Raw genomic sequence first — 22,130 nt, forward strand, 5'->3', positions numbered from 1 at the left:
GGTGAGCGTCGATGAAACCCTACCGAAGCGTCACCTGAGATGTGAAGCCAGTCACATCGCCCGCTCCGCGGAACGCCCGCATGGCTTCTCGGGTGCCCGGGAGTAGCGTGAGAGGCAGACCCCCGTCGGCGCGCAGCGTGCCGCGCGGCTTCCGACCCCGAGGAGCACCCCATGAGCGAATCCGAGCACGAGACCGCCGCCCGCCAGAGCGGATTGAACGGTGTTCAGTCCGGCGGCACGGGCTCGAGCTCGCCGGAGGACGTCATGGCCGCCGTCGAGCGCTGGGCCGAGCTGTACGGAGGCGAGGACGCATGCGCAGCCGAGTTCCTCTGCGACGCGCACGACCCGGACGCGACCGCCTTCACCCTCGTGGACACGGACCTCAACGCCGCGGCCCTCACCTACGGCGAGCTGAAGGACCGCTCCCGGCGGCTCGCCGCCTACCTGGCGCGGGAGCACGGCATCGGCGAGGGCAGCCGCGTGGGCGTCCTGCTCACCAAGCGGGCCGAGCTGCCCGTGACGCTCATCGCCCTCGCACGGCTCGGAGCCGTCTACATCCCGCTGTTCACGGCGTTCGCCACGGGCGCCATCGAGATGCGGACCTCGGCCTCGGGAGCGCGGCTCATCGTCACGGAGCCGTCCCAGGCCCCCAAGACGGAGGGGATCGAGGGGGTGCGGACGCTCGTCGTCGGGCCCGAGTTCCGCCGCGCGGAGACGGAGACGGAACCGCTCGAGGCCTCCGCCCGCCTGGGCGGGAATGCGCCGTTCCTCCAGCTCTACACGTCCGGCACCACGGGCAAGCCGAAGGGCGTGCCGGTGCCGCTCTTCGCGATGGCCGCGTTCCGCGCCTACCTCGAGCTGAGCCTCGAGGTCACGGCCGAGGACGTCTACTGGGACGCCGCGGACCCGGGCTGGGCCTACGGGCTCTACTACGGCGTGGTGGCCCCGCTCGTCTCCGGCCGCCCGAACATCCTCTACGCGGGCGGGTTCACGCCGGCGTCCACGTTCGCGGTGATCGAGCGGCTCGGGGTGACCAATTTCGCCGGCGCCCCGACGATGTACCGCGCCATGAGCAAGGCCTCCGGCATGCCCCGGGTGGCCCTGCGCCGGGCCTCCTCCGCCGGGGAGCCGCTCACCGCGGACGTGGTCCAGTGGGCCGAGACCGCCCTCGGCACCGAGGTCCGCGACCACTACGGGCAGACCGAGCTCGGCATGATGATCTGCAACCACTGGCACCCCGCGGTGCGGCAGCCCCTCAAGCCGAGCTCGATGGGCCGGCCGCTCGCCGGCTACGCCGCCGAGATCCGGGACGGGATCATCGCCCTCGACGTCCCCGCCTCTCCCCTCTTCTGGTTCCCGGGCTACCTCGGCGAGCCGGAGAAGACCGCCGAGCGCTTCTCCGACGACGGCCGCTGGTACCTCACCGGAGACGAGGGACGGCGCGACGACGACGGCGACTTCTTCTTCACCGCCCGCGAGGACGACCTGATTCTGAGCGCCGGGTACAGGATCGGCCCGTTCGACGTGGAGTCCGTGCTCATCACCCACCCGTCCGTGGCAGACGTGGCCGTGGTGGGGAGGCCGGACCCGGCCGGCGTGCGCGGCGAGCTCGTCGAGGCGTTCGCAGTGCTCGTCCCCGGCGCGGAGGGGACCCCGGAGCTCGTGCGGGAGCTGCAGATGCTCGTGCGGACGCAGTACTCGGCGCACGCCTATCCGCGGCACGTGCACTTCGTCCCCGAGCTGCCCAAGACCCCGAGCGGCAAGGTGCAGCGGTTCGTGCTCCGGAAGGCCGAGCAGGCCTAGCGGAGGGCCGCTGCAGGGCCCGCCTGCCCCGGGCCGCCTGGGTGCCGCCTGCCCCGGGCCTACAGCAAGCCCGCCCGGGTCCGGCCCGCCGCAAGCCCCTCCGTCCCTGGCCTGCAGCAAGCCCGCCCGCCGCAAACCGCCTGTGCACCCGGATCGTTCGGTTTCAGGCCCTGATTCCGAACGATCCGGGTGCACAAGCCGGAGGAGGCTGCCTGCGCGAGCACGGCCCGTCCTCACGCGCCGGGAGGCACCTGACTGCGCCGGAGGAAGCATCCGCCGTCTCAGCCCCGCCCTTCTGCCAGCGCACCGGCTTCCGCCGCCACACCTCTTTTCGCTGCTGCACCCGTTTCTGCCACCGCACCCTGAAAGTAGCGAATACACCCGGAAACGACGCCCTTTTTGAGCAGAAGCGGGTGTGAACGAGCCGCCAGCGTGCGCAGGCCAGGCCGGACAGGCCGACCTACTGTTCCGGCTGCCAGAGCACCACGGCGCGGCTCGAGCGGATGCGGGCTCCGCGGCGAGACGGGATGACGTCCCCGCGGGTGCCGGCCGCGAACACTCGCTGCTCGTCGCGGCGGAGCATGCGCTCCTGCTCGACTTCCTGCGTGAGCTCCCGCACGCGGGACTGCAATGCTGAGACCTGGTGCTCCAGCTCCATGACCCGCTTGATGCCGGCCAGCGAGACGCCATCCTTGGACAGCCGCTGGACCTCGCGCAGGAGCTCCACGTCCCGCTGGGAGTAGCGGCGCTGCTTGCCGCCCTGTCGCTTCGGGGTGACGAGCCCCATCCTGTCGTACTGCCGAAGCGTCTGCGGATGCATGTCGGCCAGCTCGGCTGCCACCGAGATGACGAAGACAGGAGCGTGCTGTTCCTCGAACATTCCTAGTCCTCCTGAATGCTGAAGATGAGGTGATGGGGCTCTCGCCGCCTGCCGGGCGGCGGCGCGCGTCCCGCGGCCTAGAGCTGGGCCTGCTGGGACAGGTCCTTGCGCGGGTTCTGGTCCTTCGTGGCCTCGGCGAACTGCTCGACGGCGGCCTTGGCCTCCTCCGAGAGCTCGTCCGGCACCGCGATCTCGAAGGTGACGTACATGTTGCCCGTCCCCTTCTTCGTCTCGACGCCGCGCTCCTTGACGCGCACGGTCTTGCCGCTCGACGTGCCCGGCGCCACGCGCAGTGTCACGGGCTTGCCGCTGACGGTCGGAACCTGGACCTTGCCGCCCAGCGCAGCCTCCCCCACCGTGATGGGGACGGTCACGCGGATGTCGTCGCCGTCGCGCGAGAAGAACGGGTGCTTGCGAACGTGGACGGTGACCATGAGGTCACCCGCGCCGCCCGGACCCTGCTGGCCCTTGCCCTTGACGCGGACCTTCTGGCCGTCCTTGATGCCGGCGGGGATGCGGACCTCGATGGTCTCCCCGCTCGGCTCGCGCAGGCTGATGCGGGTGCCCTTGAGGGAGGAGCCGAAGCCGATGGTCGTGCTCGCGGTCCGGTCCGCGCCCTTCTCCGGGGCGCCGTATCCGCCGCCGGGGTATCCGCCGCCCGGGAAGCCGCCGCCGTAGCCGCCGGTCCCGTATCCCGGGAACCCGCCCGAGCCGCCGGCTCCCGCGCCGGCCGCCCCGAAGAGGTCCTCGAAGCTGATGTTCTGGCCGCCGAAGCCGCCGCCCGCGCCGCCGGTGCGGAACGTGGTGCGGCCGCCGCCTCCGCCGAAGAGGTTCGAGAAGACGTCCTCGAAGCCCTCTCCGCCGCCGGGGCCTCCGGCGCCTGCGGTGAACCTCGCGCCCGAGCCCATCGCCCGGATCGCGTCATACTGCTTCCGCTCCTCCGGGTCTCCGATGACGCTGTTCGCCTCAGAGATCTCCTTGAAGCGCTTCTCGGCTTCCGGGTCATTCGCGTTCGTATCGGGATGGTATTTCCGGGCGAGCTTCCGGTATGCCTTCTTGATCTCGTCTTGGGAGGCGTCCTTGCTGACGCCGAGCATCGCGTAGAAATCCTTTTCCACCCAGTCCTGACTAGCCATGGGCGCTCTCCTTTTCTGCTCTCGTAATCCTGTTTGTTCCTGTGTTCTCTATGTCATCAGTTAGACGTGTGGCCCGCCTGCACTGCGGCAGAGCGGGCCACACGGTCACCAGCGGGCGCTCATCACTCGCCGGTGGAGACGATCACCTGAGCCGCGCGGAGAACGCGCTCGCCCTTGCGATAGCCGTTGCGCAGAACCTGCGCCACGTGGTCCTCGGGAACCTCGGCGCTCGGCTGCTGCATGAGCGTCTCGTGGACGTTCGGGTCGAACGGCACGCCGGTCTCGTCGATCACCTCGAGCCCCAGGCCCTTGAGGGCGCTGTAGAGCTTCGTGGCGATCGCCGCGAACGGGCCTCCCTCGAGATCGCCGTGCTGGCGGGCGGCCTCGATGTCGTCGAGCACCGGCAGGAGCGAGCTGATCGCCGCAATCGTGGCGTTCTCGCCCGCAACCGCCCGGTCCCGCTCAACGCGGCGGCGGTAGTTCACGTACTCGGCCTGGAGCCGCAGGAGGTCGTTGCGGAGCTCGGCCGCTTCGTCCGACGACGGCGCCTGAGCCTCGTCCGGATTCACGTCCTCGCCCTTCTCTGCCGCGTTGATGATCTCCTCGGCCTGGGAGAGCGCGTCCCCGTCCGGGGCCTGGCCCTGCCCGGGGGCGCCGGCCTGGCCGGCGCCCTCCTGGCCGCTCTGACCGGTCGCCTCGCCGCTCGCGGACTCCTCCGCCGAGCCAGCGGCGTCCGGGTTCACCGGATCGTTGTGTTCGGCTTCGTTTCCGTGATGTGGCATGGCGTCCCCTTACTTCTTGGAGTTGTCGTCGTCTTCGTCGACCACATCGGCGTCGACGACGTCCTCGTCCTTCGACTCGCCCGCGGCCTGCTCGCCGCCGGCAGCCTGGGCGCCGCCCTGCTGCTCCTGGGCGTAGAGGGCCTCGCCGAGCTTCATGGAGGACTGCTGGAGCTTCTCGAACGCAGACTTCACCGCGTCGTCGTTGCCCTCAGTGGTCTCGAGCTCCTTCTTGAGCGCGTCCACGTCCGCCTGGACCTCGGACTTGACGTCCTCCGGGAGCTTGTCCTCGTTGTCCTTGAGGAGCTTCTCCGTGGAGTACGCGGCCGTCTCGGCCTGGTTGCGGGTGTCCGCGGCCTCGCGGCGCTTCTTGTCCTCGGACGCGTGCTGCTCGGCGTCCTTGACCATGCGGTCGATGTCCTCCTTGGAGAGGGAGGTGCCGCCCGTGATGGTCATGGACTGCTCCTGGCCCGTGCCCTTGTCCTTCGCGGAGACGTGGACGATGCCGTTCGCGTCGATGTCGAACGTGACCTCGATCTGCGGCACGCCGCGCGGAGCCGGGGCGATGCCCGTCAGCTCGAACATGCCGAGGTTCTTGTTGTCACGCGTGAACTCGCGCTCGCCCTGGAAGACCTGGATGTGCACGGACGGCTGGTTGTCCTCCGCCGTGGTGAAGGTCTCCGAGCGCTTGGTCGGGATGGCCGTGTTGCGCTCGATGAGCTTGGTCATCGTGCCGCCCTTGGTCTCGATGCCGAGGGAGAGCGGCGTGACGTCGATGAGGAGCACGTCCTTGCGCTCGCCCTTGAGGACGCCAGCCTGCAGGGCCGCGCCCATGGCGACGACCTCGTCCGGGTTCACCGTCTTGCTCGGCTCCTTGCCCGTCATCTCCTTGACGAGCTCGGAGACCGCCGGCATGCGGGTCGAGCCGCCGACCAGGATGACGTGGGCGATGTCCGAGACCTTGATGCCGGCCTCCTCGATCACGTCGTGGAACGGCTTCTTGGTGCGCTCGAGCAGGTCCTTGGTGAGCTCCTGGAACTTGGCGCGGGAGAGGTGCTCGTCCAGGTGCACCGGGCCGTCCGCCGTGACGGAGAGGTACTGCAGCGAGATGTTGGTGCTCGTGGCCGAGGAGAGCTCCTTCTTGGCCTGCTCCGCGGCCTCCTTCAGGCGCTGGAGGGCGATCTTGTCCTTGGACAGGTCAGCGCCCTTGGCCTTCGCCTGCGCGAGGAGCCACTCGACGATCCGCTCGTCCCAGTCGTCGCCGCCAAGGCGGTTGTCACCGGCCGTGGCGCGGACCTGGATGGTGGAGAAGCCGTCCTCGTCCTTGCCCACCTCGAGGAGGGAGACGTCGAACGTGCCGCCGCCGAGGTCGAAGACGAGGATGAGCTCGTCCTCCTTGCCCTTGTCCAGGCCGTAGGCGAGGGCGGCCGCCGTGGGCTCGTTGACGATGCGGGAGACGTTGAGGCCCGCGATCTCGCCGGCCTCCTTGGTGGCCTGGCGCTCAGAGTCGTTGAAGTAGGCCGGGACGGTGATGACCGCGTCCGTGACCTTCTCGCCGAGGTAGGCCTCAGCGTCATGCTTCAGCTTCATGAGCGTGCGCGCCGAGATCTCCTGCGGCGTGTACTTCTTGTCATCGACCTCCGTGGTCCAGTCCGTGCCCATGTGGCGCTTGACGGAGGAGTAGGTGCGGTCGATGTTGTTGACGGCCTGGCGCTTGGCGATGTCACCCACCAGCACGTCTCCGCCCTTGGAGAAGGCGACGACGGACGGGGTGGTGCGGTTGCCCTCGGCGTTGGCGATGACGACGGGCTCGCCGCCCTCCAGGACCGAGACAACGGAGTTGGTGGTTCCGAGATCGATGCCGACTGCTCGTGACATGGATTCTTCCTTTCAGTGTCTGATTGCTTATGTGCTCCTCCGGAACTGCATCCCAGCCCGGGTTGAGCGTTCTGGACTCAACTTTACTCAGTCCTGCGCACTTGTCAAGCAGACTTGAGTCGAAGTCGCTCAACTTTTTTCCAGACCGCCTCACATCCCCTCCTCGGAGCCCCATTGCGCCTCGCCACAGCGGAGTCCGGCGGGATCTCGGCGGAGATCCCTCCCATTCGGAAGGTTCCCTTCCAAATTCCTGTGTGCTCGCGCACACTGTTTGACACGGCACCCGGCCGCACCAGCCGCCTCCGGAGTCAACGGGAGGCGGTGCGAGGAGAAAGTCTCACGCCGGATGCCGGGTTCAGACAGGGGATTCCTCATGAAGAACACCACATCCGCTCTCGCCGGCGCCTTCGCCGCCGTGTCCCTCAGCGCAGCGGCGCTGACGGGCGCAGCGGCGAACGCGTCCACCGCACCCGCCAAGGCCCCGGACGCCGTCGGAAGCGTCCCGATGGCCCATGCCGTCAGCGCCCAGGAGAAGACCCGCGCGGCCTCCTACTGGACGCCGGAGCGCATGAAGACCGCCACGGACGGCGAGGCCCTCGCCCAGCAGGCCTCCAAGACCCGCCCGTACGGCCCGCTCACCTCCGCCCAGAAGGCGCCGGACGCGCCCACCTCGCGCGTGGCCGGCAAGGCCCCGAACGCGGCCGCCCAGCAGCAGGCCAAGGCGGCGTACCGTGCGGCCAGCGAGTCGCCCGTCCGCCATATCGGCAAGGTGTTCTTCACCCAGGGCGGCAAGAACTACGTCTGCTCCGCCAACTCGGTCTCCAGCGAGAACGGCAACACCGTCTCCACCGCCGGCCACTGCGTCCACTACCTGAAGCAGGGCGGCTTCGCCACGAACTTCGTGTTCGTCCCGGCGTACGAGAACGGCAACGCCCCCTACGGCAAGTGGGTGGCCCGCGGCCTCTACGCCTCGAGCGCCTGGACGCAGACGAACGACATGAACGCCGACACGGCCTTCGTCGTCGTCGACCAGCAGCGCGGACGGAACCTCGGGGACGTCGTCGGCCAGTCCGGCCTGACGTTCAACGAGCCGCGCGGCCAGGTCTACAAGGCCTTCGGCTACCCGGCCGCCCCGCCGTTCAACGGCGAGACGCTCAAGTCCTGCACCGGCTCCGCCAAGGACGACACCATCAACCGCTCCAGCCGCTCCCAGGGCATCCCGTGTGACATGACGGGCGGCTCCTCGGGCGGCCCGTGGTTCCTCGGGGCGGACGTGGACGGCTACCAGAACTCCGTCAACTCGTACGGCTACCCGGGCGAGAACGTGATGTACGGCCCGTACTGGGACTCGGCCACGGAGGACGTCTGGAACACCGCGCAGACGGCGTAGTCCCAGACGGACTGGCCCCAGGCGCCCGCGTCTGGGAGCCTTCCCTCCAGAAGGCGAGAACCGGCCAGCCGGCCGGGGAGAGGAGAGGCCATGAGCCGGAACAGCCCGCATGAGGGCGCTGAGCGCTCGGAGCGCGAGGACGGCGAGACCGTCGTCGAGCACCGCATCGACCCGCGCGAGAAGCGGATCCCCTCCGCCGAGGAGATCCGCCGGGCCGAGCCGGCCCAGCTGGTGCGCGAGCCGGAGGACAGCCCGGCTCGCAGCCCGGAGGACTGACTCCGCGGCTGGCCTTCCCCGCACCCGCACCGTTTCTTCCCCGGCCGCAGAGGGCCGCGGGCGCCTGGCAGAATGGCGCCCGTGGCCCTCTCCGTGTTCTTCGCCCTGCTCGGCGCGTGCGCCGTCATCGCCCTCACGCCCGGCGCAGGCGCCGTGAACACCATGTCCACGTCTCTCCGGGCGGGCTGGACGCGCACCGTCTGGACCGTCCTCGGCCAGGAGGCGGCGCTCGCGCTCCAGCTGCTCGTCACGGCCCTCGGGCTGGGGCTCCTCATCGCCTCGCATCCCGGCGTCCTGCTCGTCATCCGCATCCTCGGGGCTCTCTATCTCGCCTATCTGGGCATCCGCCTCCTTCTCGAGCGGCCGGAGGCCGACGACGACGGCGCCGCCGCCGTCCCCCATTCCGCCCGGCAGCTGCTGCTGAGGGGGTTCGCCGTCAACATGACCAACCCCAAGGCGATCCTCTTCTTCCTGGCGTTCGTGCCGCAGTTCATCGACCCCTCGCGGAATCTGCCCGTGCAGTACGGGATCGTCATGGCCACGATCCTCGTCGTGGACATCATCGTCATGTGGGGGTTCTTCGCCACGGCCGCGAAGGCCATGAACCGCCTCACCCACTCCGCGCGGGGGCTGCGGAGGCTCAACCTGGTCTTCGGGTGCCTCTTCCTCCTCATGGCCGCGCTTGTGGCCCTCATGCCGGCGCGCTGAGCCCTCGGAGCCGCCGGGCCGCCGCGATAGGCTGACTGGGTCGTCCCGCCTGGTCCGCCGCCGTGAGGAGAACTGCCGATGTACAAGGTCGCCACCGTCTGCACGGGCAACATCTGCCGCTCGCCGATCGCCGAGTTCCTGCTCCGCGAGGCCCTGGAGGAGGCCGGGCTGGCCAGCCACGTCCAGGTGGAGTCCTTCGCCGTCTCGGACTGGGAGGAGGGCAACGCGATGGACCGCCGCGCCCGCGCCTGGCTCCGGGACCACGAGGTGGGCGAGCAGGAGGACGTCGAGGCGCACGTCTCCCGCCCCATCACGGCCGAGCAGCTCGGGGCGCTGCAGCTGGCGCTCGCGCTCGACGTCGAGCACCTCGACTTCCTCGAGGACCTCGCCCAGGACCTGCCGGACGACGAGGAGAACACCCCCGAGATCAGCATGATCGGCTCCTTCAACCCGGAGCTCGCGGACGCGTCTCCGAAGGAGCAGGGCATCTACGACCCCTGGTACGGCGGCCCCGAGGACTTCGAGAAGATCGCCGGGATGATCCGGCCGTGCATCCCCGGGCTCGTGGAGCACATCCGCCGGGACGCGGCCGCGCGCGCCATGCTCAACGTCGAGTAGGCGATGGCCGCCGCTCCTCCCCCACCGCTCTTCCTCCTCCTCGACGGGCGCTCCGGCTCGGGCAAGTCCTCCCTGGCCGCCGCGCTGCTCGCTGAGCTCGGCCGTGCCGGCGTTCACGCCGTCCGCGCCGACCTCGAGGACGTCTACCCCGGCTGGCACGGCCTGCAGCCGGCCGTGGCCACCACCGCAGGAGAGATCGTGCCCGCCCTGGCCGCGCGCCGCCCCGCGTCCTTCCGCCTCTGGGACTGGGAGACCTCCCGGCCGTCTGCGGACACGCGCACCGTGGAGCCGGCGGACGTGGTCCTCCTCGAGGGCGTGGGCGCCTCGAGCCGTCCCCTGGTCCGCGCAGCCGCGGCCGCCGGGGCGGAGGCGCTCACGGTGTGGATCGGCCTGGACCCCGAGGCGCGGAAGGCCCGGGCCCTTGAGCGCGACGGCGATACCTTCGCCCCCTATTGGGACCTCTGGGCCGCCGAGGAGGACGCCTGGCTCGCGAGCCCCGATGCACCCGGACCCGCGGACGTCGAGGTCGAAGGCGGTGCTCCCTCCGCGGCGGACCTCGCCGCGGTGCTCGCAGCCCTGCGCCCGTCCGGCCCTCTGGGCCCGGTGCTCCGCGAGGCCTGGCGGGAGACGGGCTCCGGGACCGTCAGCCCTTCAGACGGGGCGGCGCTGAGCGGGCTCTTCGCGGAGCTCTCCGCGGGCACGCCGCACGCGGCGTGGCTCGACTCCTCCCTCGCTGAGCCCGGCCCCCGGAACCGGCGGACGGTCATGGCGGCCGGCCGGCTCGGCGTGGACTTCGCCCGAGAGCCGGGGGCGCCGGGACGGCTCCACGCGAGCGCCGCCGGCGTCCGGGGCCGGCGCACGGGCGACTTCTTCCCGTGGCTCTCGGAGGCCTGGGCCGGGCCGTGGGGTGGAAGCGGGCCGTCGGCCGTGCCGCAGGGCAGAGGGGGCGCCGAAGCCGGAGGGGGCTTGCGCTCGTCCGCGCCGGCTCCGCTGGACGTCGCGTGGATCGCCCAGCTCGGCTACGAGCTCCGGGCCGAGTGCGGAACGCCGGACATCCCTCGGCCCGAATCCGCGGACCGGGACGCCCGCCTCTTCTGGCCCTCGAGGCTGCTCGTGCTCGACGTGGCCACAGGCGCGTGGCAGAGGTTCGAGCGAGGCGCCGCCTCTGGGCCCGCGGGTCCCTCGGTTGCCTCTCCAGCCCCCTCCCGGTGCTCCACCGCGACGGCGCCGTCGTCGTCGTTCACCGCCGCCGACCCGAGGGAGGGCTACCTCGCGAAGATCGAGGCGGCCCAGCGGGAGATCCGCGCGGGGAACTCGTACGAGGTGTGTCTGACCACGGCGCTCGAAGCCGAGGCGCACCCGGATCCGCTCGAGCTGTTCGGGGCGCTGCGCGCGGCCTCGCCGGCGCCGTTCGGCGCGCTGCTGCGCATGGGACGCGGGTCTGCGGAGGAGTTCTCGCTCGTCTCGAGCAGCCCGGAGCGGTTCCTCTCTGTGGACGCGGACGGGGTCGCGACCGCCGAGCCGATCAAGGGGACCCGGCCCCGCGGCGCGGACGCAGCAGAGGACGCGCGGCTGCGGGCCGAGCTCGCGGGCAGCGCGAAGGACCGGGCCGAGAACATCATGATCGTGGACCTGCTCCGCAACGACCTCGGGGCGGCGGCAGAGACGGGATCGGTGCGCGTGAGCCGGCTGTGCGACATCGAGGAGTACGCCACCGTCTTCCAGATGGTCTCCACCGTGACCGCCCGGGTGCGGCCGGAGCTGCCGCGCGGCGAGCTGCTGCGGGCGGCGTTTCCGCCGGGCTCGATGACCGGCTGCCCCAAGATCAGCACGATGGACATCCTCCACAGCCTTGAGGGACGCCGGCGCGGGGCCTATTCGGGGGCCGTCGGCTTCCTCGCGTGGGACGGGTCCGCGGATCTCAGCGTGGTCATCCGCAGCCTGGAGGTCTCGGGCGGCCGGATGCGGCTGGGACTCGGCGGGGCGATCACCGTGGACTCGGAGCCGGCGGCCGAGTGGGACGAGGTGCGGGCCAAGTCCCGGGGCGTGTTGCGGGCGCTGGGAGCGGAGTTCCCGGAGGCGTGAGGGGCCGGGCAGGGGCGGCAGCAGCGAGACAGACGGCCTCTCAGCGCAGCAGATCGAGGTAGCGGGATCGTGCTTTCATCGCATGAATGACGAGCTGATTGCCGCTGTCGAAGGTGAGAACAACCAATTCGAGAACTCGTCCGTGAGTATCGAATCCGAGGATGAACTGTTTGGCGGGCATGTCCTCATCGGGTTCGCTCTCGAAGACGCGGTGCTCGGCGGCGCAGAGGATGTCCGCTTCACTGAGGCCGTGCTTGAGCGCCGAGTGATTGATCTTCACGCCGTGTAGGAGTAAAGAGCAGCGCGAATTGCGCCAGAGCGGGTCAGGTGCTCCCGTGCAGCACGCTCGTCTACTGCGGCAAGCAGGGCCGCATCGATTCGCACCGGCACAATCCGCGTACCCCCAGTCCCCAGGGGTTTGCGGCCGCGCTTGCGCACCTGTTCGGGGTCATAGCCGTGCTCGGCTTCCTCGGCCCACTTCTGGATCATCTCGTCGGTGACGGGGGTCCCGTTGATTCTCTCCATGCCCAAATCGTAATACGTTTTAGAAGCAAGGGGAACCCTGCAACGTCAGACTCATCCGTCGCTTCGTCTGGTGCCGTTGCGAAGACGCCCCCGTTGACGCGCGCCGTTTCTTCTCCTTCTCCCCACCGGACTGTTAGGTCTTCCTGCCCGCCAGCGTGCTGTCGGCGGCGTTGACTGATGCGCTGGATCACCTCGCAGATGTAGGGGTGCTCAACGGGGATTGATTCTTCCGGGGGTCCCCTCACAGCTCTCGGCGGGCCATCTCAATGGCGTCGCCCTTCTGTGACGCCCGCGCGTCCGTCTCCGCATCTGTCCTCAAGGCCGAACTTGCAGCGGCAGCGCCATTGCCGGTCGGACTTCAAGAGAATGTCATTGACACGGACACGGGGGCCTCCTCAGAAGGTGCGCGAGTGCACGGCGCGCTCACTTCGGATTCTAGGCACCGGATTGGTGCCTCTGCCCCGGCTCGCACGCCCCGCAGCCAGGCCCCACGATGTCTACGCGTGCGAGTGCGGCTCGACGCTCGCGTGCCCGGGCGGCTCCAGCTGGAAGGTCGAGTGCTCCACGGCGATCTCGAAGTGCTCGGCCACGCACCGCTGGAGCTCGAGCAGCATGCTGGCGCTGTGGCCGTCCCGGAAGCACGAGTCCTCCACCACCACATGCGCAGTGAGCACGGTCAGGCCGGTGTTGATGCGGGAGGCGTGGAGGTCGTGCACCGCAAGGACGTGCCCGCGGGAGAGGATGTGCTCCCGCACCGCGTCCAGATCCAGCCCCGGCGGGGCGGCCTCGAGGAGCACGTCCCCGGCCTCCCGCAGAATCGCGATGGCCCGCGGCAGAATGAGCGCCGCGATGAGCATGCCCGCGATCGCGTCCGCTTGGGCCCATCCCGTGGCCATGACGACGACGGCGCCGGCGATGACCGCCGCAGAGCCGAGGGCGTCCGCCATGACCTCCGCGAAAGCGGCCCGCATGTTGAGGGAGGCGCCCCGGCCGCCGGAGAGCACCGCCATGGAGACGAGGTTTCCCACGAGGCCGATCACGCCGAACACGAGCAGGCCCAGAGGAGGGACCTCCGCAGGGCTGCCGAGGCGCTGGAGGCCTTCGATGAGCGCATAGACGGCCACGCCGACGAGCACGGTGGCCTGGGCTCCGGCGGCGAGGACCTCGGCACGCTGGAACCCCCAGGTGCGCCGCCCCTGCGCGGGCCGGGCGGCAACAGTGGCCGCGACGAGCGCGAGCAGGAGCCCACCGGCGTCCGTCAGCATGTGGCCCGCGTCCACGAGCAGCGCGAGCGATCCGGTCAGCCACGCTCCGACCACCTCTGCGGCCAGGATGGCCAGGGTGATCCCGAAGGCCACGGCGAGGCGTCCGCGAGAGGCTCCCGCACCGTGCTGGTGGGGTGCGCCTTGCTGGTGAGCTGCGCCAGGCTGATGGGCTGCCCCGTGAGCGTGGCCTACCCCGTGCTGGTGCCCGGCCCTGTGGGTGTGGCCCTTGTGTTCCGTGGTGCCCATGAACGGAGCCGCCGCCTAGCTGATGCGCTCGGCGAAATCCCAGAGCTCGTCGGTCAGCCGCGCCGCGAGCTCCGGATCCTGCCCGATGGCCGTGCCGTCCACGGTCTCCACCTGCGCCACAAGGCGCACGGAGGACGCCAGCCAGACGGCGTCTGCTGTGAAGAGGGCGTCCGATTCAAGCGGCCCATAGCCGAGCTTCCATCCAGCCTGCTCCGCCAGCTCGAAGATGGCCGACTGCGTGGTGCCCGGAAGGATGCCCGTCTTCCGCTCCGGCGTGTAGAGCGTCTTGGTCCCGTCCTCGGCCACCCTGGCGAGCAGGACGGTGGACGTGGGCCCCTCCAGGAGGCGGCCGTCGCTCGTGGTGAAGATGACGTCATCCGCACCGTTCTTCTTGGCATGGCGCAGGGCAGCCATGTTGACCGCATAGGACAGAGTCTTGGCCCCGAGCAGCAGCCACGGCGCACGGGCGGCGGCGCCCGAGTCATAGCCGCGGTCCAGCAGAAGCACCTTGATGGGCTTGGCGTCCGCCTTGGAGGGCAGGCTCGAGGGGGTGACCTGGACCCAGCATGTGGGCTGCAGCCCGGCCTTGGCGTTCTCGGCCGGCGCATGGACCGCCTCGTTCCCGCGCGTGGCCACGAGGCGCACTGCCAGGCGGCTCCTCTCCTGCGCGCCGAAGGTCTCGCCGTGCTCCGCAATCGCATGGTCCACGGCTTCAGCCCAGGCCTCACGGCCCGGGATCTCGAGGTCCATGGCCTCCGCGCTCGTGGCCAGGCGGCTGAGGTGGGCGGACAGCTTCCGCGGCTGGCCGTCCACGGCGAGCAGAGTCTCGAAGATGCCGTCTCCACGGGCCGGTCCGAGGTCCGTCACGAAGAGCTGGGGCGCGCCGGCGTCCACCACGCGGCCACGCGGGAATTCGGGATCCAGGAACACGAGAGTCACGTCTGCGGAGGCCATGCGACCAGCCTACTCCGGCGAAGCCCAGGCCCTCAGGCGGCAGCCGGGCCACTGTGGATAACTCCGCCGCCCGCTTGGATAAGGGGCTTACGATGGACAGGAGCCGCGCGTGCGGCATGTGAGAGGAGTCGCCGGATGCAGTGGTTCGTGCCTTTGTTCGACGGTCTTCCGGACTGGGTCCGGATCACCCTGATCGTCATCGACTACGCGATCAGGATCATCGCCGTCGGCATCATCCCCGGACGCCGCAAGCCGGCCTCCGCCATGGCATGGCTGCTCGCGATCTTCTTCATCCCGGTCCTCGGACTGGCTCTCTTCCTCCTCATCGGCACCAACCGCCTCAATGAGAAGCGGATGAAGGAGCAGAAGGAGATCACCAAGTTCATCATGGACCGCTCCCAGGGCTTCGACCTGCACTGGACGCAGTTCGACTACCCCGAGTGGGTCAAGACCACCGCGGAGCTCAACCGGAACCTCTCCGGCTTCCCCATCGCGGACGGCAACAAGGTGGACCTCCTGCCGGACTACATCGAGGCCATCCAGGCCATGGCGGACGAGGTGGACAAGGCCCAGGAGTCCGTGAACGTGGAGTTCTACATCATCTCGGTGGACCCCACCACGCAGCCCTTCTTCGACGCGCTCGTGCGCGCCCATGACCGGGGCGTCAAGGTCCGCGTGCTCTACGACCACATCGGCTCGGGCCGCGTGACCGGCTACATGAAGACCAAGAAGTTCCTCGTCCAGAGCGGGATCGACTTCCGCCGCATGCTTCCCATCAACCCGTTCCGCAACGAGTGGCGGCGGCCTGACCTGCGCAACCACCGCAAGATCCTCGTCATCGACCAGCGGGTGGCGTTCTCCGGCAGTCTCAACATGGTCGAGCGCGAGTACCGGAAGAAGGCGAACCACAAGATCGGCCGCAAGTGGGTGGAGCTGTTCGCCCGCTTCGAGGGCCCCAACGTCCCCGAGCTCATGATGGTCTTCGCCACGGACTGGTACTCGGAGACCGGCGAGTCCCTGGCCGAGAACGTCACGCTGAGCAGCGAGATGGACACCCCGGGCGACGTCACCTGCCAGGTCATCCCCTCGGGCCCCGGCTACGCGAACGAGAACAACCTCAAGTTCTTCAACTCGCTCCTCTACAACGCGACGGAGCGGGTCACGCTCGTCAGCCCCTATTTCGTGCCGGACGACTCGCTCCTCAGCGCGCTGACCACGGCGGCGCAGCGAGGCGTGGACGTGGAGCTCTTCGTCTCGGAGAAGGGCGACCAGTTCATGGTGGACCACGCCCAGCGCTCCTACTACGAGGCCATCCTCGAGGCCGGCGTCCGCATCAACCTCTACCCCGCGCCGTACGTCCTCCACGCCAAGCACATCACCGTGGACGACGACGTCGCGGTCCTCGGCTCCTCGAACATGGACCAGCGCTCCTTCACCCTCAACAACGAGTGCATCGTGTTCATGATGGGCGGGGACATCGTCCAGCGCGTCCGCGAGGTCCAGGACAGCTACCGAGACATCTCGAAGCCTTTGGACCTCGAGGAGTGGAAGCAGCGCCCGCGGCTCGGACGCTACTGGGACAACGTCTGCCGCCTCGCGTCCGGTCTGGCCTGACCGGCTCAGGCCTGACTGACTCGGGCCGCGCGGGCCCGAACCCCTCAGCCCCAATGCCCGTCAGACCCCGTGCCCGTCAGGCCCAGACGATGTCGAGCAGGCCCGTCAGGCTCGCCGCCGTCCACACAGCCGCCGAGAACACGGCGCAGAAGCCGAGCGCGGCCCAGTCTCGGCCCGCGAGCCGAGAAGGCCGGGCCCACGTCCGTGCGGACGCGGAGAACCCGCGGGCGTCCATCGTCGTCGCCATGCGGGAGCCGCGGCGGACCACCTGGACGAGCAGCGCGAATGTCAGCCCCGCGTTCGCCCTGAGCCGGGCCCACGGGCTGCCGAAGGAGCCCACCCCTCGGGCCCGGCGGGCCAGGCGCAGGGTCTGCATGTCCTCGATCATGAGGCCGACGACGCGCATCGCCGCCACCGCGCCCAGCACAAACCGCTGGGGCATCCGAAGGATCTGCGCGAGGCCGTCGCCCAGCTCGGAGGAGTCCGTCGTCGCCATGACGATCACCGCGGGGAGCGCCAGCGCGAACGAGCGCAGCAGCATGGAGACCGCCGTGCCGAGTGAGCCCTCCGAGACGGTCAGCCACCCGGCGTCGAGCAGCAGCCGCCCGGAGTCGTGGGAGCCCACGGCCACCGCCCACGTGGCCCCCAGCGCTCCCACGAGCACGGGCCAGGCGCGGACGGCGAGCGCGGCCAGGCTGACCCGGGCCAGCGGCGCGAGGACGAGCACCGTGAGCGCGAGCACCGCCCCGCTCGTGAGGCGGTCGATGCTGAGGGTGGGCGGCAGGGCGAGCAGGATGAGCCCGAGCACGCGTGTCACGGGGTTGAGGCGCTCGATCGGCGCGAGGCGGCCGGCGACGGCGCTCACGGCTGCACCTCCATCCGCACGATCCGGGCGTTGACGGCCTCGGCGAACTCCTCGTCGTGGGTCACGGCGACCACGGCCCGGCCGTCCAGAAGCAGCTCGTTGACGAGGCTCGCGAGCTCGCCCCACGTGAGGGCGTCCTGGCCGAAGGTCGGCTCGTCGATGACGAGCACGTCCGGGGCCGCCGCGAGCGCAGAGGCCACGGAGAGGCGGCGCTTCTGGCCGCCGGAGAGGGTGAACGGCTGCTGGTCCGCGCGGTCGGCGAGCCCGAGAGAGGCGAGGAGCGCGTCCGTTCGCCGGCCTACCTCGTCCTCGTCAAGGCCCGCGAGCCGGGGCCCATGCTCGAGCTCCTCGCGGACGCTCGAGGTGACGAACTGGTGCTCGGGGTTCTGGAAGACGGTGCCGATGCGCCGGATGAGCTGAGGGGCCCGCCACGCGTGGGGACTGAGCTCCCGGAGGCCTGCCGCGAGCTCAGGTCCTGCGGTCACCTCCCCCTCCAGGGGGTCCAGGAGCCCGGCGAGCGTGAGGGCGAGCGTCGTCTTGCCCGCGCCGTTCGGCCCCATGACGGCCAGCGCCTCGCCGGGCCGCACCTCGAGGTCCACGCCGCTCTGCACGGCGCGCCGCGGTGCACGGTCCGTCCTCCGCAGCGTCCACCGCCGCTTGGGGTCCCGCGTCACCGCGAGGCCGCGCGCTTCGAGCAAGGGCGCGGCCGCACGAGGGCCGGATGGCTCGGCCGGGGACGATTCCGGCGGCCCGACCCGGACCCGCGGCGTCTCCCCCGGAAGCCACACTCCGGCCTCGCGCAGCCGCGGACGCAGCGGCGACTCCTCTGCGAGGACCTCCTCCACGGGCCCGTCCGCGAGCACGCCGCCGCCGGGCGCCAGGACCACGCAACGCTCGCACACGGCCGCCCACGCCTCGAGCCGGTGCTCGACGACGACGAGGCCCGCCCCCGTCCGCCGGCACGACTCGTCCACGGCGGCCACGACTTCGGCGGCGCCCGCCGGGTCGAGGTTCGCCGTCGGCTCGTCGAGGAGGATGAGGCCCGGCTCCATCGCGAGCAGGCCGGCGAGGCCCACGCGCTGCTTCTGTCCCCCGGACAGCTGTCCCGTGGGGCGCTCGGGGCTGAGCCTGCCGAGCCCCACCGCGTCGAGAGCCGCCGTCACGCGGCGCGCGATCTCCTCCCGCGGCACGGCGAGGTTCTCCGGGCCGAACGCCACGTCCCGCCCCACCGTGGCCATGATGACCTGCGCCTCCGGATCCTGCTGCATGAGGCCGGCGCGGCCCTTCGCCTCGGCGGGATGCAGGCCGTCCAGGCGGACGCTGCCGGACTCGTGGACGCCGTCGTCGGCCTCCGGGGAGGTGAGCACCCCCGCGAGCGAGGCGAGCAGCGTGGACTTCCCCGATCCCGAGGGGCCGAGGAGCAGCACGCGCTCCCCCGGCTCGATCCGCAGGGTGACTGGGCCGAGCGAGGGCGCCGCCGCGCCCTCGTGGAGTACGGCGTAGTCCTCGAGCTCGACGGCGGCCGCGGGGACCGCCGCGCCCGGGCCGGAGTCCGCGCGTCCGCTAGGCAACGGGCTCGCGGTGGGCGTTCCGGGAGGAGAGGCCGGAGAGGGCGCCCGTGGCGGCGACGGCGCGCGTGAGCAGCCACGAGACGAGGCCGGCCAGCAGCGCGCCGGAGACCGCGCCGCAGAGGACGTAGACGAGCTTCCAGCCGATGACCCACTCGGCGTAGGAGCCGGAGATGAACGCGTCGTTCACCGTGCCGAAGACGCCCGAGAGGGCCCCCGAGATGATCGCGACGGACACCCCGAAACGGCGGTACCCGAAGAGGGCGATCCCGATCTCGGCCCCGATGCCCTGCAGGATGCCCGAGATGAGGACGGCGATGCCCCAGACCGAGCCGACCAGCGCCTCGCCGACGGCCGCGAGCACCTCGCAGAAGATCGCGGCACCCGGGCGGCGGACGATGAGCGCCCCGAGGACGCCCGGGATGAGCCACGCCCCGATGACGAGGCCGCCCGCCGGCGGGTAGGCGGCGAAGCCGGCGCTGATGACGCCGTAGAGCGCGTTCCACGCCCAGAAGAGCACGCCGCCGAACACGGCCACGAGGGCCGCGATGACGATGTCCACGGTCCGCCAGGCCATGCGCCGGCGCGGGCGCTCCGGGGCGCGACCGGCTTCCCGGCGCTCCTGCGGACCTTCTGCGCCCGGGCGGTCCTCGCGGACGGAGGTGTCGGTGGTGTGAGCAGTGTTCACGGTGGGTCCTTCCACGGTCATGGAAGGGGGCCGGCCTCAGCCGGCGAGAAACTCGACTCCCTGCCGCCGGTCCTAACCGGATCAGGTTCGAGGGTCTGCTTTCGCACTCTCAGCGCCCTGTTCTCAGGCCTTGCGGCCGGCGCTCCCCTGTCGTTGTCTTGCCGTGCCCCGCACTCGCGGCGCACAGCTGAACAGCCTACCGCAGACCGGCCCATCGGCCCCAGAGTCCCCGCTATGCTGGCCGTAGAGCAATCGGGCCCGTCCGAGGGCGCGATCATCCCCAACACCGCAAGGAGTCAGCGTGGAAACGATCATCAAGCTCATCGGCACCGGCGCCAGCATCGGCGCCGGCTTCGCCAGCACGAAGCTCGTCAACGTCATCTGGGAGAAGACCACGGGCAACCGTGCGCCGAAGAAGGGCCAGGACGCGGAGCAGTCCTTCGTGCAGGCCGTCACCTTCGCCGTCGTGTCCGCGGCGGTCACCGCCGTCTTCACGCAGCTCGTGCGCCGCGGCGAGGCCAAGGCCATCCGCACCTTCAACAAGTCCCAGAAGGAAGTCTCCTAAGACTCTCCCCTCGCGCTGCGGCCGCCGTCCTCGTCGGGGACGGCGGCCGCTCGCGTCTGAGGCGGAATCCGCCTCGTTATACTCGGAGCCATGCATCAGGCTCCCCGGCCTCAGCGTCCCCCGCGCGGGCCCGCGCGCCGCGGCCCAGACCCCGTCCAGAGCGAGCGGGTGGCCCAGCGCCAGCTCTCCCAGCGCACCTCCGCGCGGCGGCACCTGCGGGACGCCCAGCAGTCTGACGCCGGGCAGCCGCACCGCCGCCCGCGCCTGCTCTCCCCCACGCGGCCCATGTTCCTCGGCTTCCTCGCCGCCCTCGCGGCGGGCACCGGCCTCCTCATGCTCCCCGCCGCCTCGCGGGCGCCGGGCGGGGCGGACCTGCTCGACGCCGCGTTCACCGCCGTCTCCGCCCTCTGCGTGACAGGCCTGTCCACGGTGGACACGGCGACTTACTGGACGCCGTTCGGCCAGATCGTCATCCTCGTGCTCATCCAGCTCGGAGGGCTCGGGGTCATGACGTTCGCCTCGCTCCTCGGCTTCTTCGTCATGCACCGAGTCTCGCTCAAGGACCGCATTTCCGCGGCGGCCGAGCACGGCAGCCAGGACTTCGCCCACGTGCGCCAGGCCGTCATCAGCGTCATCGCCGTCAGCCTCACGGTCGAGGCCCTCGTGGCCGTGGCCCTGGCCCTGCGGTTCTGGCTGCACGACCACATCTCGCTCGGCCGTGCTCTCGAGCTCGGCGGCTTCCACGCCGTCTCGTCCTTCAACAACGCGGGCTTCGCGCTCTTCTCCGACAACCTCTCGGGCTTCGCGGGAGACCCCTTCATCCTCGTCCCGATCAGCGTCTCCATCGTCATCGGCGGCCTCGGCTTCCCCGTCATCATGCAGCTCGTGCGGCATCGGGGGAACCAGAGGCTGTGGTCCATGAACACGCGGCTCGTGCTCGTGGGCACGGTCGTGCTGCTCGCCGCCGGCACCGTCGTCGTCACCGCGCTCGAGTGGGGGAACCCGAAGACGCTGGGGACGATGCCGCCGGCCGACCGTGTGCTCAACGGCTTCTTCCAGGCCGTGCAGACGCGCACCGCGGGCTTCAGCAGCGTGGACATCGGCTCGCTCCACCCGGTGACCTGGATGGCGATGGACGTTCTCATGTTCATCGGCGCCGGACCGGCCGGCACGGGCGGCGGCATCAAGATCACCACGTTCACGGTGCTGTTCTTCATCATCGTCTCGGAGATCAGGGGCACGCAGGACGTCAACATCTTCGGCAAGAGGCTGGCCCTCAGCGTCCACCGGCAGGCCATCACGGTGGCGCTGCTCTCGGTGGCGCTCGTGGTCGGCTCAACCGCCCTCCTCATGCTCCTCTCCTCCGAGAGCACGGACCGCCTCTTCTTCGAGGTGGTCTCGGCGTTCGCGACGGCGGGGCTGAGCACGGGCATCACCGCCTCGCTCCCGGCCGCGGCGAAGGCCGTCCTCATGGCCCTCATGTTCATCGGGCGCCTCGGCCCCATCACGTTCGCGACGGCGCTCGCGCTGCGCGTGCGCCCAGTCCAGTACGAGCTCCCCACGGAAAGGCCGATCATTGGCTGACTTCAAGCTCTTCGGCGGAACCAGCCCGAAGCACATCGACAAGGACGACTCGGTGGCGGTCATCGGCCTCGGCCGGTTCGGCCAGGCGCTCGCGCTCGAGCTCATGGCGGCGGGCGCCGAGGTCCTCGCGGTCGAGGAGAACGGCGAGATCGTCCAGCAGTTCAACGGACTCGTGACCCACGTGGTCCGGGCGGACGCCACGAACGAGGAGTCCATGCGGGAGCTCGGCATCAACGACTTCTCCCGGGTCGTGGTCTGCGTGGGCACCGACATCGAGTCCTCGATCCTCATCACCTCGATGCTCGTGAAGTTCGGGGTGACGCGGATCTGGGCCAAGGCCGTCTCGGACGCCCACGGGACCATCCTGGACCAGCTCGGGATCCGCAACGTCATCCACCCGGAACAGGCCATGGGGCGCCGCGTGGCGCACATGGTTCGCGGGGACATGCTGGACTACATCGAGATCGCGGACGGCTACTCGGTCATCAAGACCCGCCCCCACAGGGCGATGGCAGGCCGCTCCTTCTCCGAGATCTGCTCTGACGACCCTCACGGCGTCCGGGTGGCCGCCTTCCAGCGCGACGGCGGCGAGTGGGAGTACCCCACGGACTCAACGGTCTTCCACGACGACGACGTCCTCATCATCACCGGCCCCACGAAGGCCGCGGAGCGGTTCGCCGGGGAGGGCTGACCGGGCTCAGCG

The 22,130-nt window shown here is 70.5% G+C and carries 21 protein-coding genes and 1 riboswitch; of the genes, 10 read left to right on the forward strand and 11 right to left on the reverse strand.

What is annotated here, in order from left to right; all coding sequences use genetic code 11:
- Positions 1-171 precede the first annotated feature (171 nt).
- Positions 172-1,803 (forward strand): AMP-binding protein, encoded by a 1,632-nt coding sequence (locus H9I38_RS06560; RefSeq protein WP_319002207.1) that lies wholly within the window; start codon positions 172-174, stop codon positions 1,801-1,803.
- Between the two features lie 460 nt (positions 1,804-2,263).
- Here the strand turns inward: H9I38_RS06560 and H9I38_RS06565 are convergent, their stop codons facing one another.
- From H9I38_RS06565 to dnaK, 4 genes are all read right to left on the reverse strand, one after another.
- On the reverse strand, positions 2,264-2,683 hold the full coding sequence (locus H9I38_RS06565) for a heat shock protein transcriptional repressor HspR (protein ID WP_226337967.1): 420 nt from the start codon (positions 2,681-2,683) through the stop codon (positions 2,264-2,266).
- A gap of 77 nt (positions 2,684-2,760) precedes the next feature.
- Entirely contained in the window at positions 2,761-3,819 is a 1,059-nt protein-coding gene (locus H9I38_RS06570; RefSeq protein ID WP_226337968.1) for a DnaJ C-terminal domain-containing protein, read from the reverse strand.
- 122 nt (positions 3,820-3,941) lie between these two features.
- Positions 3,942-4,601: a nucleotide exchange factor GrpE gene (locus H9I38_RS06575; RefSeq protein WP_226337969.1), complete on the reverse strand. Its 660-nt coding sequence runs from the start codon at positions 4,599-4,601 to the stop codon at positions 3,942-3,944.
- A gap of 9 nt (positions 4,602-4,610) precedes the next feature.
- Positions 4,611-6,476 (reverse strand): molecular chaperone DnaK, encoded by a 1,866-nt coding sequence (gene dnaK / locus H9I38_RS06580; RefSeq protein ID WP_226337970.1) that lies wholly within the window; start codon positions 6,474-6,476, stop codon positions 4,611-4,613.
- Between the two features lie 373 nt (positions 6,477-6,849).
- Between dnaK and H9I38_RS06585 the strand changes: the two genes are divergently transcribed.
- The 5 genes from H9I38_RS06585 to H9I38_RS06605 all read left to right on the forward strand — a co-directional run bounded on the left by H9I38_RS06585 (position 6,850) and on the right by H9I38_RS06605 (position 11,553).
- A complete protein-coding gene (locus tag H9I38_RS06585; RefSeq protein ID WP_226337971.1) occupies positions 6,850-7,866 on the forward strand; it encodes a trypsin-like serine peptidase in 1,017 nt (338 codons plus the stop codon).
- Positions 7,867-7,956: 90 nt separating this feature from the next.
- On the forward strand, positions 7,957-8,142 hold the full coding sequence (locus H9I38_RS06590) for a hypothetical protein (RefSeq protein ID WP_226337972.1): 186 nt from the start codon (positions 7,957-7,959) through the stop codon (positions 8,140-8,142).
- 81 nt (positions 8,143-8,223) lie between these two features.
- Entirely contained in the window at positions 8,224-8,850 is a 627-nt protein-coding gene (locus H9I38_RS06595) for a LysE family transporter (protein WP_226337973.1), read from the forward strand.
- Positions 8,851-8,928: 78 nt separating this feature from the next.
- Positions 8,929-9,468, forward strand: coding sequence for a low molecular weight phosphotyrosine protein phosphatase (locus H9I38_RS06600; protein ID WP_226337974.1), 540 nt, complete (start codon positions 8,929-8,931; stop codon positions 9,466-9,468).
- A 3-nt stretch (positions 9,469-9,471) separates the two neighbouring features.
- Positions 9,472-11,553 (forward strand): chorismate-binding protein, encoded by a 2,082-nt coding sequence (locus H9I38_RS06605; RefSeq protein WP_226337975.1) that lies wholly within the window; start codon positions 9,472-9,474, stop codon positions 11,551-11,553.
- Between the two features lie 40 nt (positions 11,554-11,593).
- Here the strand turns inward: H9I38_RS06605 and H9I38_RS06610 are convergent, their stop codons facing one another.
- From H9I38_RS06610 to H9I38_RS06625, 4 genes are all read right to left on the reverse strand, one after another.
- Positions 11,594-11,833 (reverse strand): toxin, encoded by a 240-nt coding sequence (locus H9I38_RS06610; protein WP_226337976.1) that lies wholly within the window; start codon positions 11,831-11,833, stop codon positions 11,594-11,596.
- A complete protein-coding gene (locus H9I38_RS06615; protein WP_226337977.1) occupies positions 11,830-12,078 on the reverse strand; it encodes a ribbon-helix-helix domain-containing protein in 249 nt (82 codons plus the stop codon). The genes H9I38_RS06610 and H9I38_RS06615 overlap by 4 nt, the downstream gene beginning before the upstream one ends.
- Positions 12,079-12,575: 497 nt before the next feature.
- Complete coding sequence (locus H9I38_RS06620; RefSeq protein WP_226337978.1) at positions 12,576-13,436, reverse strand: cation diffusion facilitator family transporter; 861 nt, start codon at positions 13,434-13,436, stop codon at positions 12,576-12,578.
- A gap of 168 nt (positions 13,437-13,604) precedes the next feature.
- Complete coding sequence (locus H9I38_RS06625) at positions 13,605-14,543, reverse strand: aminodeoxychorismate lyase (RefSeq protein WP_226337979.1); 939 nt, start codon at positions 14,541-14,543, stop codon at positions 13,605-13,607.
- A gap of 135 nt (positions 14,544-14,678) precedes the next feature.
- Between H9I38_RS06625 and cls the strand changes: the two genes are divergently transcribed.
- On the forward strand, positions 14,679-16,157 hold the full coding sequence (cls, locus tag H9I38_RS06630; protein ID WP_226337980.1) for a cardiolipin synthase: 1,479 nt from the start codon (positions 14,679-14,681) through the stop codon (positions 16,155-16,157).
- 76 nt (positions 16,158-16,233) lie between these two features.
- Here cls and H9I38_RS06635 read toward each other — a convergent pair whose 3' ends face one another.
- The 3 genes from H9I38_RS06635 to H9I38_RS06645 are packed head-to-tail and all read right to left on the reverse strand — an operon-like array spanning position 16,234 to position 19,278.
- Positions 16,234-17,022 carry an energy-coupling factor transporter transmembrane component T family protein gene (locus H9I38_RS06635; protein WP_226337981.1) on the reverse strand — a complete coding sequence of 263 codons (789 nt, stop codon included), beginning with the start codon at positions 17,020-17,022 and terminating at the stop codon, positions 16,234-16,236.
- On the reverse strand, positions 17,019-18,593 hold the full coding sequence (locus tag H9I38_RS06640) for an ABC transporter ATP-binding protein (RefSeq protein WP_226337982.1): 1,575 nt from the start codon (positions 18,591-18,593) through the stop codon (positions 17,019-17,021). Before H9I38_RS06640 ends, H9I38_RS06635 begins: the two co-directional genes overlap by 4 nt.
- Complete coding sequence (locus H9I38_RS06645) at positions 18,586-19,278, reverse strand: ECF transporter S component (protein ID WP_226337983.1); 693 nt, start codon at positions 19,276-19,278, stop codon at positions 18,586-18,588. The genes H9I38_RS06640 and H9I38_RS06645 overlap by 8 nt, the downstream gene beginning before the upstream one ends.
- 40 nt (positions 19,279-19,318) lie before the next feature.
- Positions 19,319-19,437, reverse strand: a riboswitch (TPP riboswitch).
- Positions 19,438-19,579: 142 nt separating this feature from the next.
- Here H9I38_RS06645 and H9I38_RS06650 point away from each other — a divergent pair.
- From H9I38_RS06650 to H9I38_RS06660, 3 genes are all read left to right on the forward strand, one after another.
- Complete coding sequence (locus tag H9I38_RS06650) at positions 19,580-19,843, forward strand: DUF4235 domain-containing protein (protein WP_226337984.1); 264 nt, start codon at positions 19,580-19,582, stop codon at positions 19,841-19,843.
- A 90-nt stretch (positions 19,844-19,933) separates the two neighbouring features.
- Positions 19,934-21,427, forward strand: coding sequence for a TrkH family potassium uptake protein (locus H9I38_RS06655; RefSeq protein WP_226337985.1), 1,494 nt, complete (start codon positions 19,934-19,936; stop codon positions 21,425-21,427).
- A complete protein-coding gene (locus H9I38_RS06660) occupies positions 21,420-22,118 on the forward strand; it encodes a potassium channel family protein (protein ID WP_226337986.1) in 699 nt (232 codons plus the stop codon). The genes H9I38_RS06655 and H9I38_RS06660 overlap by 8 nt, the downstream gene beginning before the upstream one ends.
- The last annotated feature ends 12 nt before the right edge of the window (positions 22,119-22,130 follow it).

The sequence above is a fragment of the Arthrobacter sp. UM1 genome, assembly GCF_020483305.1.
Taxonomy (GTDB): Bacteria; Actinomycetota; Actinomycetes; order Actinomycetales; family Micrococcaceae; genus Falsarthrobacter.

Bases quoted from the DNA above. Each gene is read 5' to 3' on its own strand.
- H9I38_RS06625 (WP_226337979.1), bottom strand. From the start codon at position 14,543: ATGGCCTCCGCAGACGTGACTCTCGTGTTCCTGGATCCCGAATTCCCG.
- cls (WP_226337980.1), top strand. From the start codon at position 14,679: ATGCAGTGGTTCGTGCCTTTGTTCGACGGTCTTCCGGACTGGGTCCGG.
- H9I38_RS06565 (WP_226337967.1), bottom strand. From the start codon at position 2,683: ATGTTCGAGGAACAGCACGCTCCTGTCTTCGTCATCTCGGTGGCAGCC.
- H9I38_RS06600 (WP_226337974.1), top strand. From the start codon at position 8,929: ATGTACAAGGTCGCCACCGTCTGCACGGGCAACATCTGCCGCTCGCCG.
- H9I38_RS06605 (WP_226337975.1), top strand. From the start codon at position 9,472: ATGGCCGCCGCTCCTCCCCCACCGCTCTTCCTCCTCCTCGACGGGCGC.
- H9I38_RS06575 (WP_226337969.1), bottom strand. From the start codon at position 4,601: ATGCCACATCACGGAAACGAAGCCGAACACAACGATCCGGTGAACCCG.
- H9I38_RS06560 (WP_319002207.1), top strand. From the start codon at position 172: ATGAGCGAATCCGAGCACGAGACCGCCGCCCGCCAGAGCGGATTGAAC.
- H9I38_RS06590 (WP_226337972.1), top strand. From the start codon at position 7,957: ATGAGCCGGAACAGCCCGCATGAGGGCGCTGAGCGCTCGGAGCGCGAG.
- H9I38_RS06655 (WP_226337985.1), top strand. From the start codon at position 19,934: ATGCATCAGGCTCCCCGGCCTCAGCGTCCCCCGCGCGGGCCCGCGCGC.
- H9I38_RS06615 (WP_226337977.1), bottom strand. From the start codon at position 12,078: ATGGAGAGAATCAACGGGACCCCCGTCACCGACGAGATGATCCAGAAG.
- H9I38_RS06570 (WP_226337968.1), bottom strand. From the start codon at position 3,819: ATGGCTAGTCAGGACTGGGTGGAAAAGGATTTCTACGCGATGCTCGGC.
- H9I38_RS06585 (WP_226337971.1), top strand. From the start codon at position 6,850: ATGAAGAACACCACATCCGCTCTCGCCGGCGCCTTCGCCGCCGTGTCC.
- dnaK (WP_226337970.1), bottom strand. From the start codon at position 6,476: ATGTCACGAGCAGTCGGCATCGATCTCGGAACCACCAACTCCGTTGTC.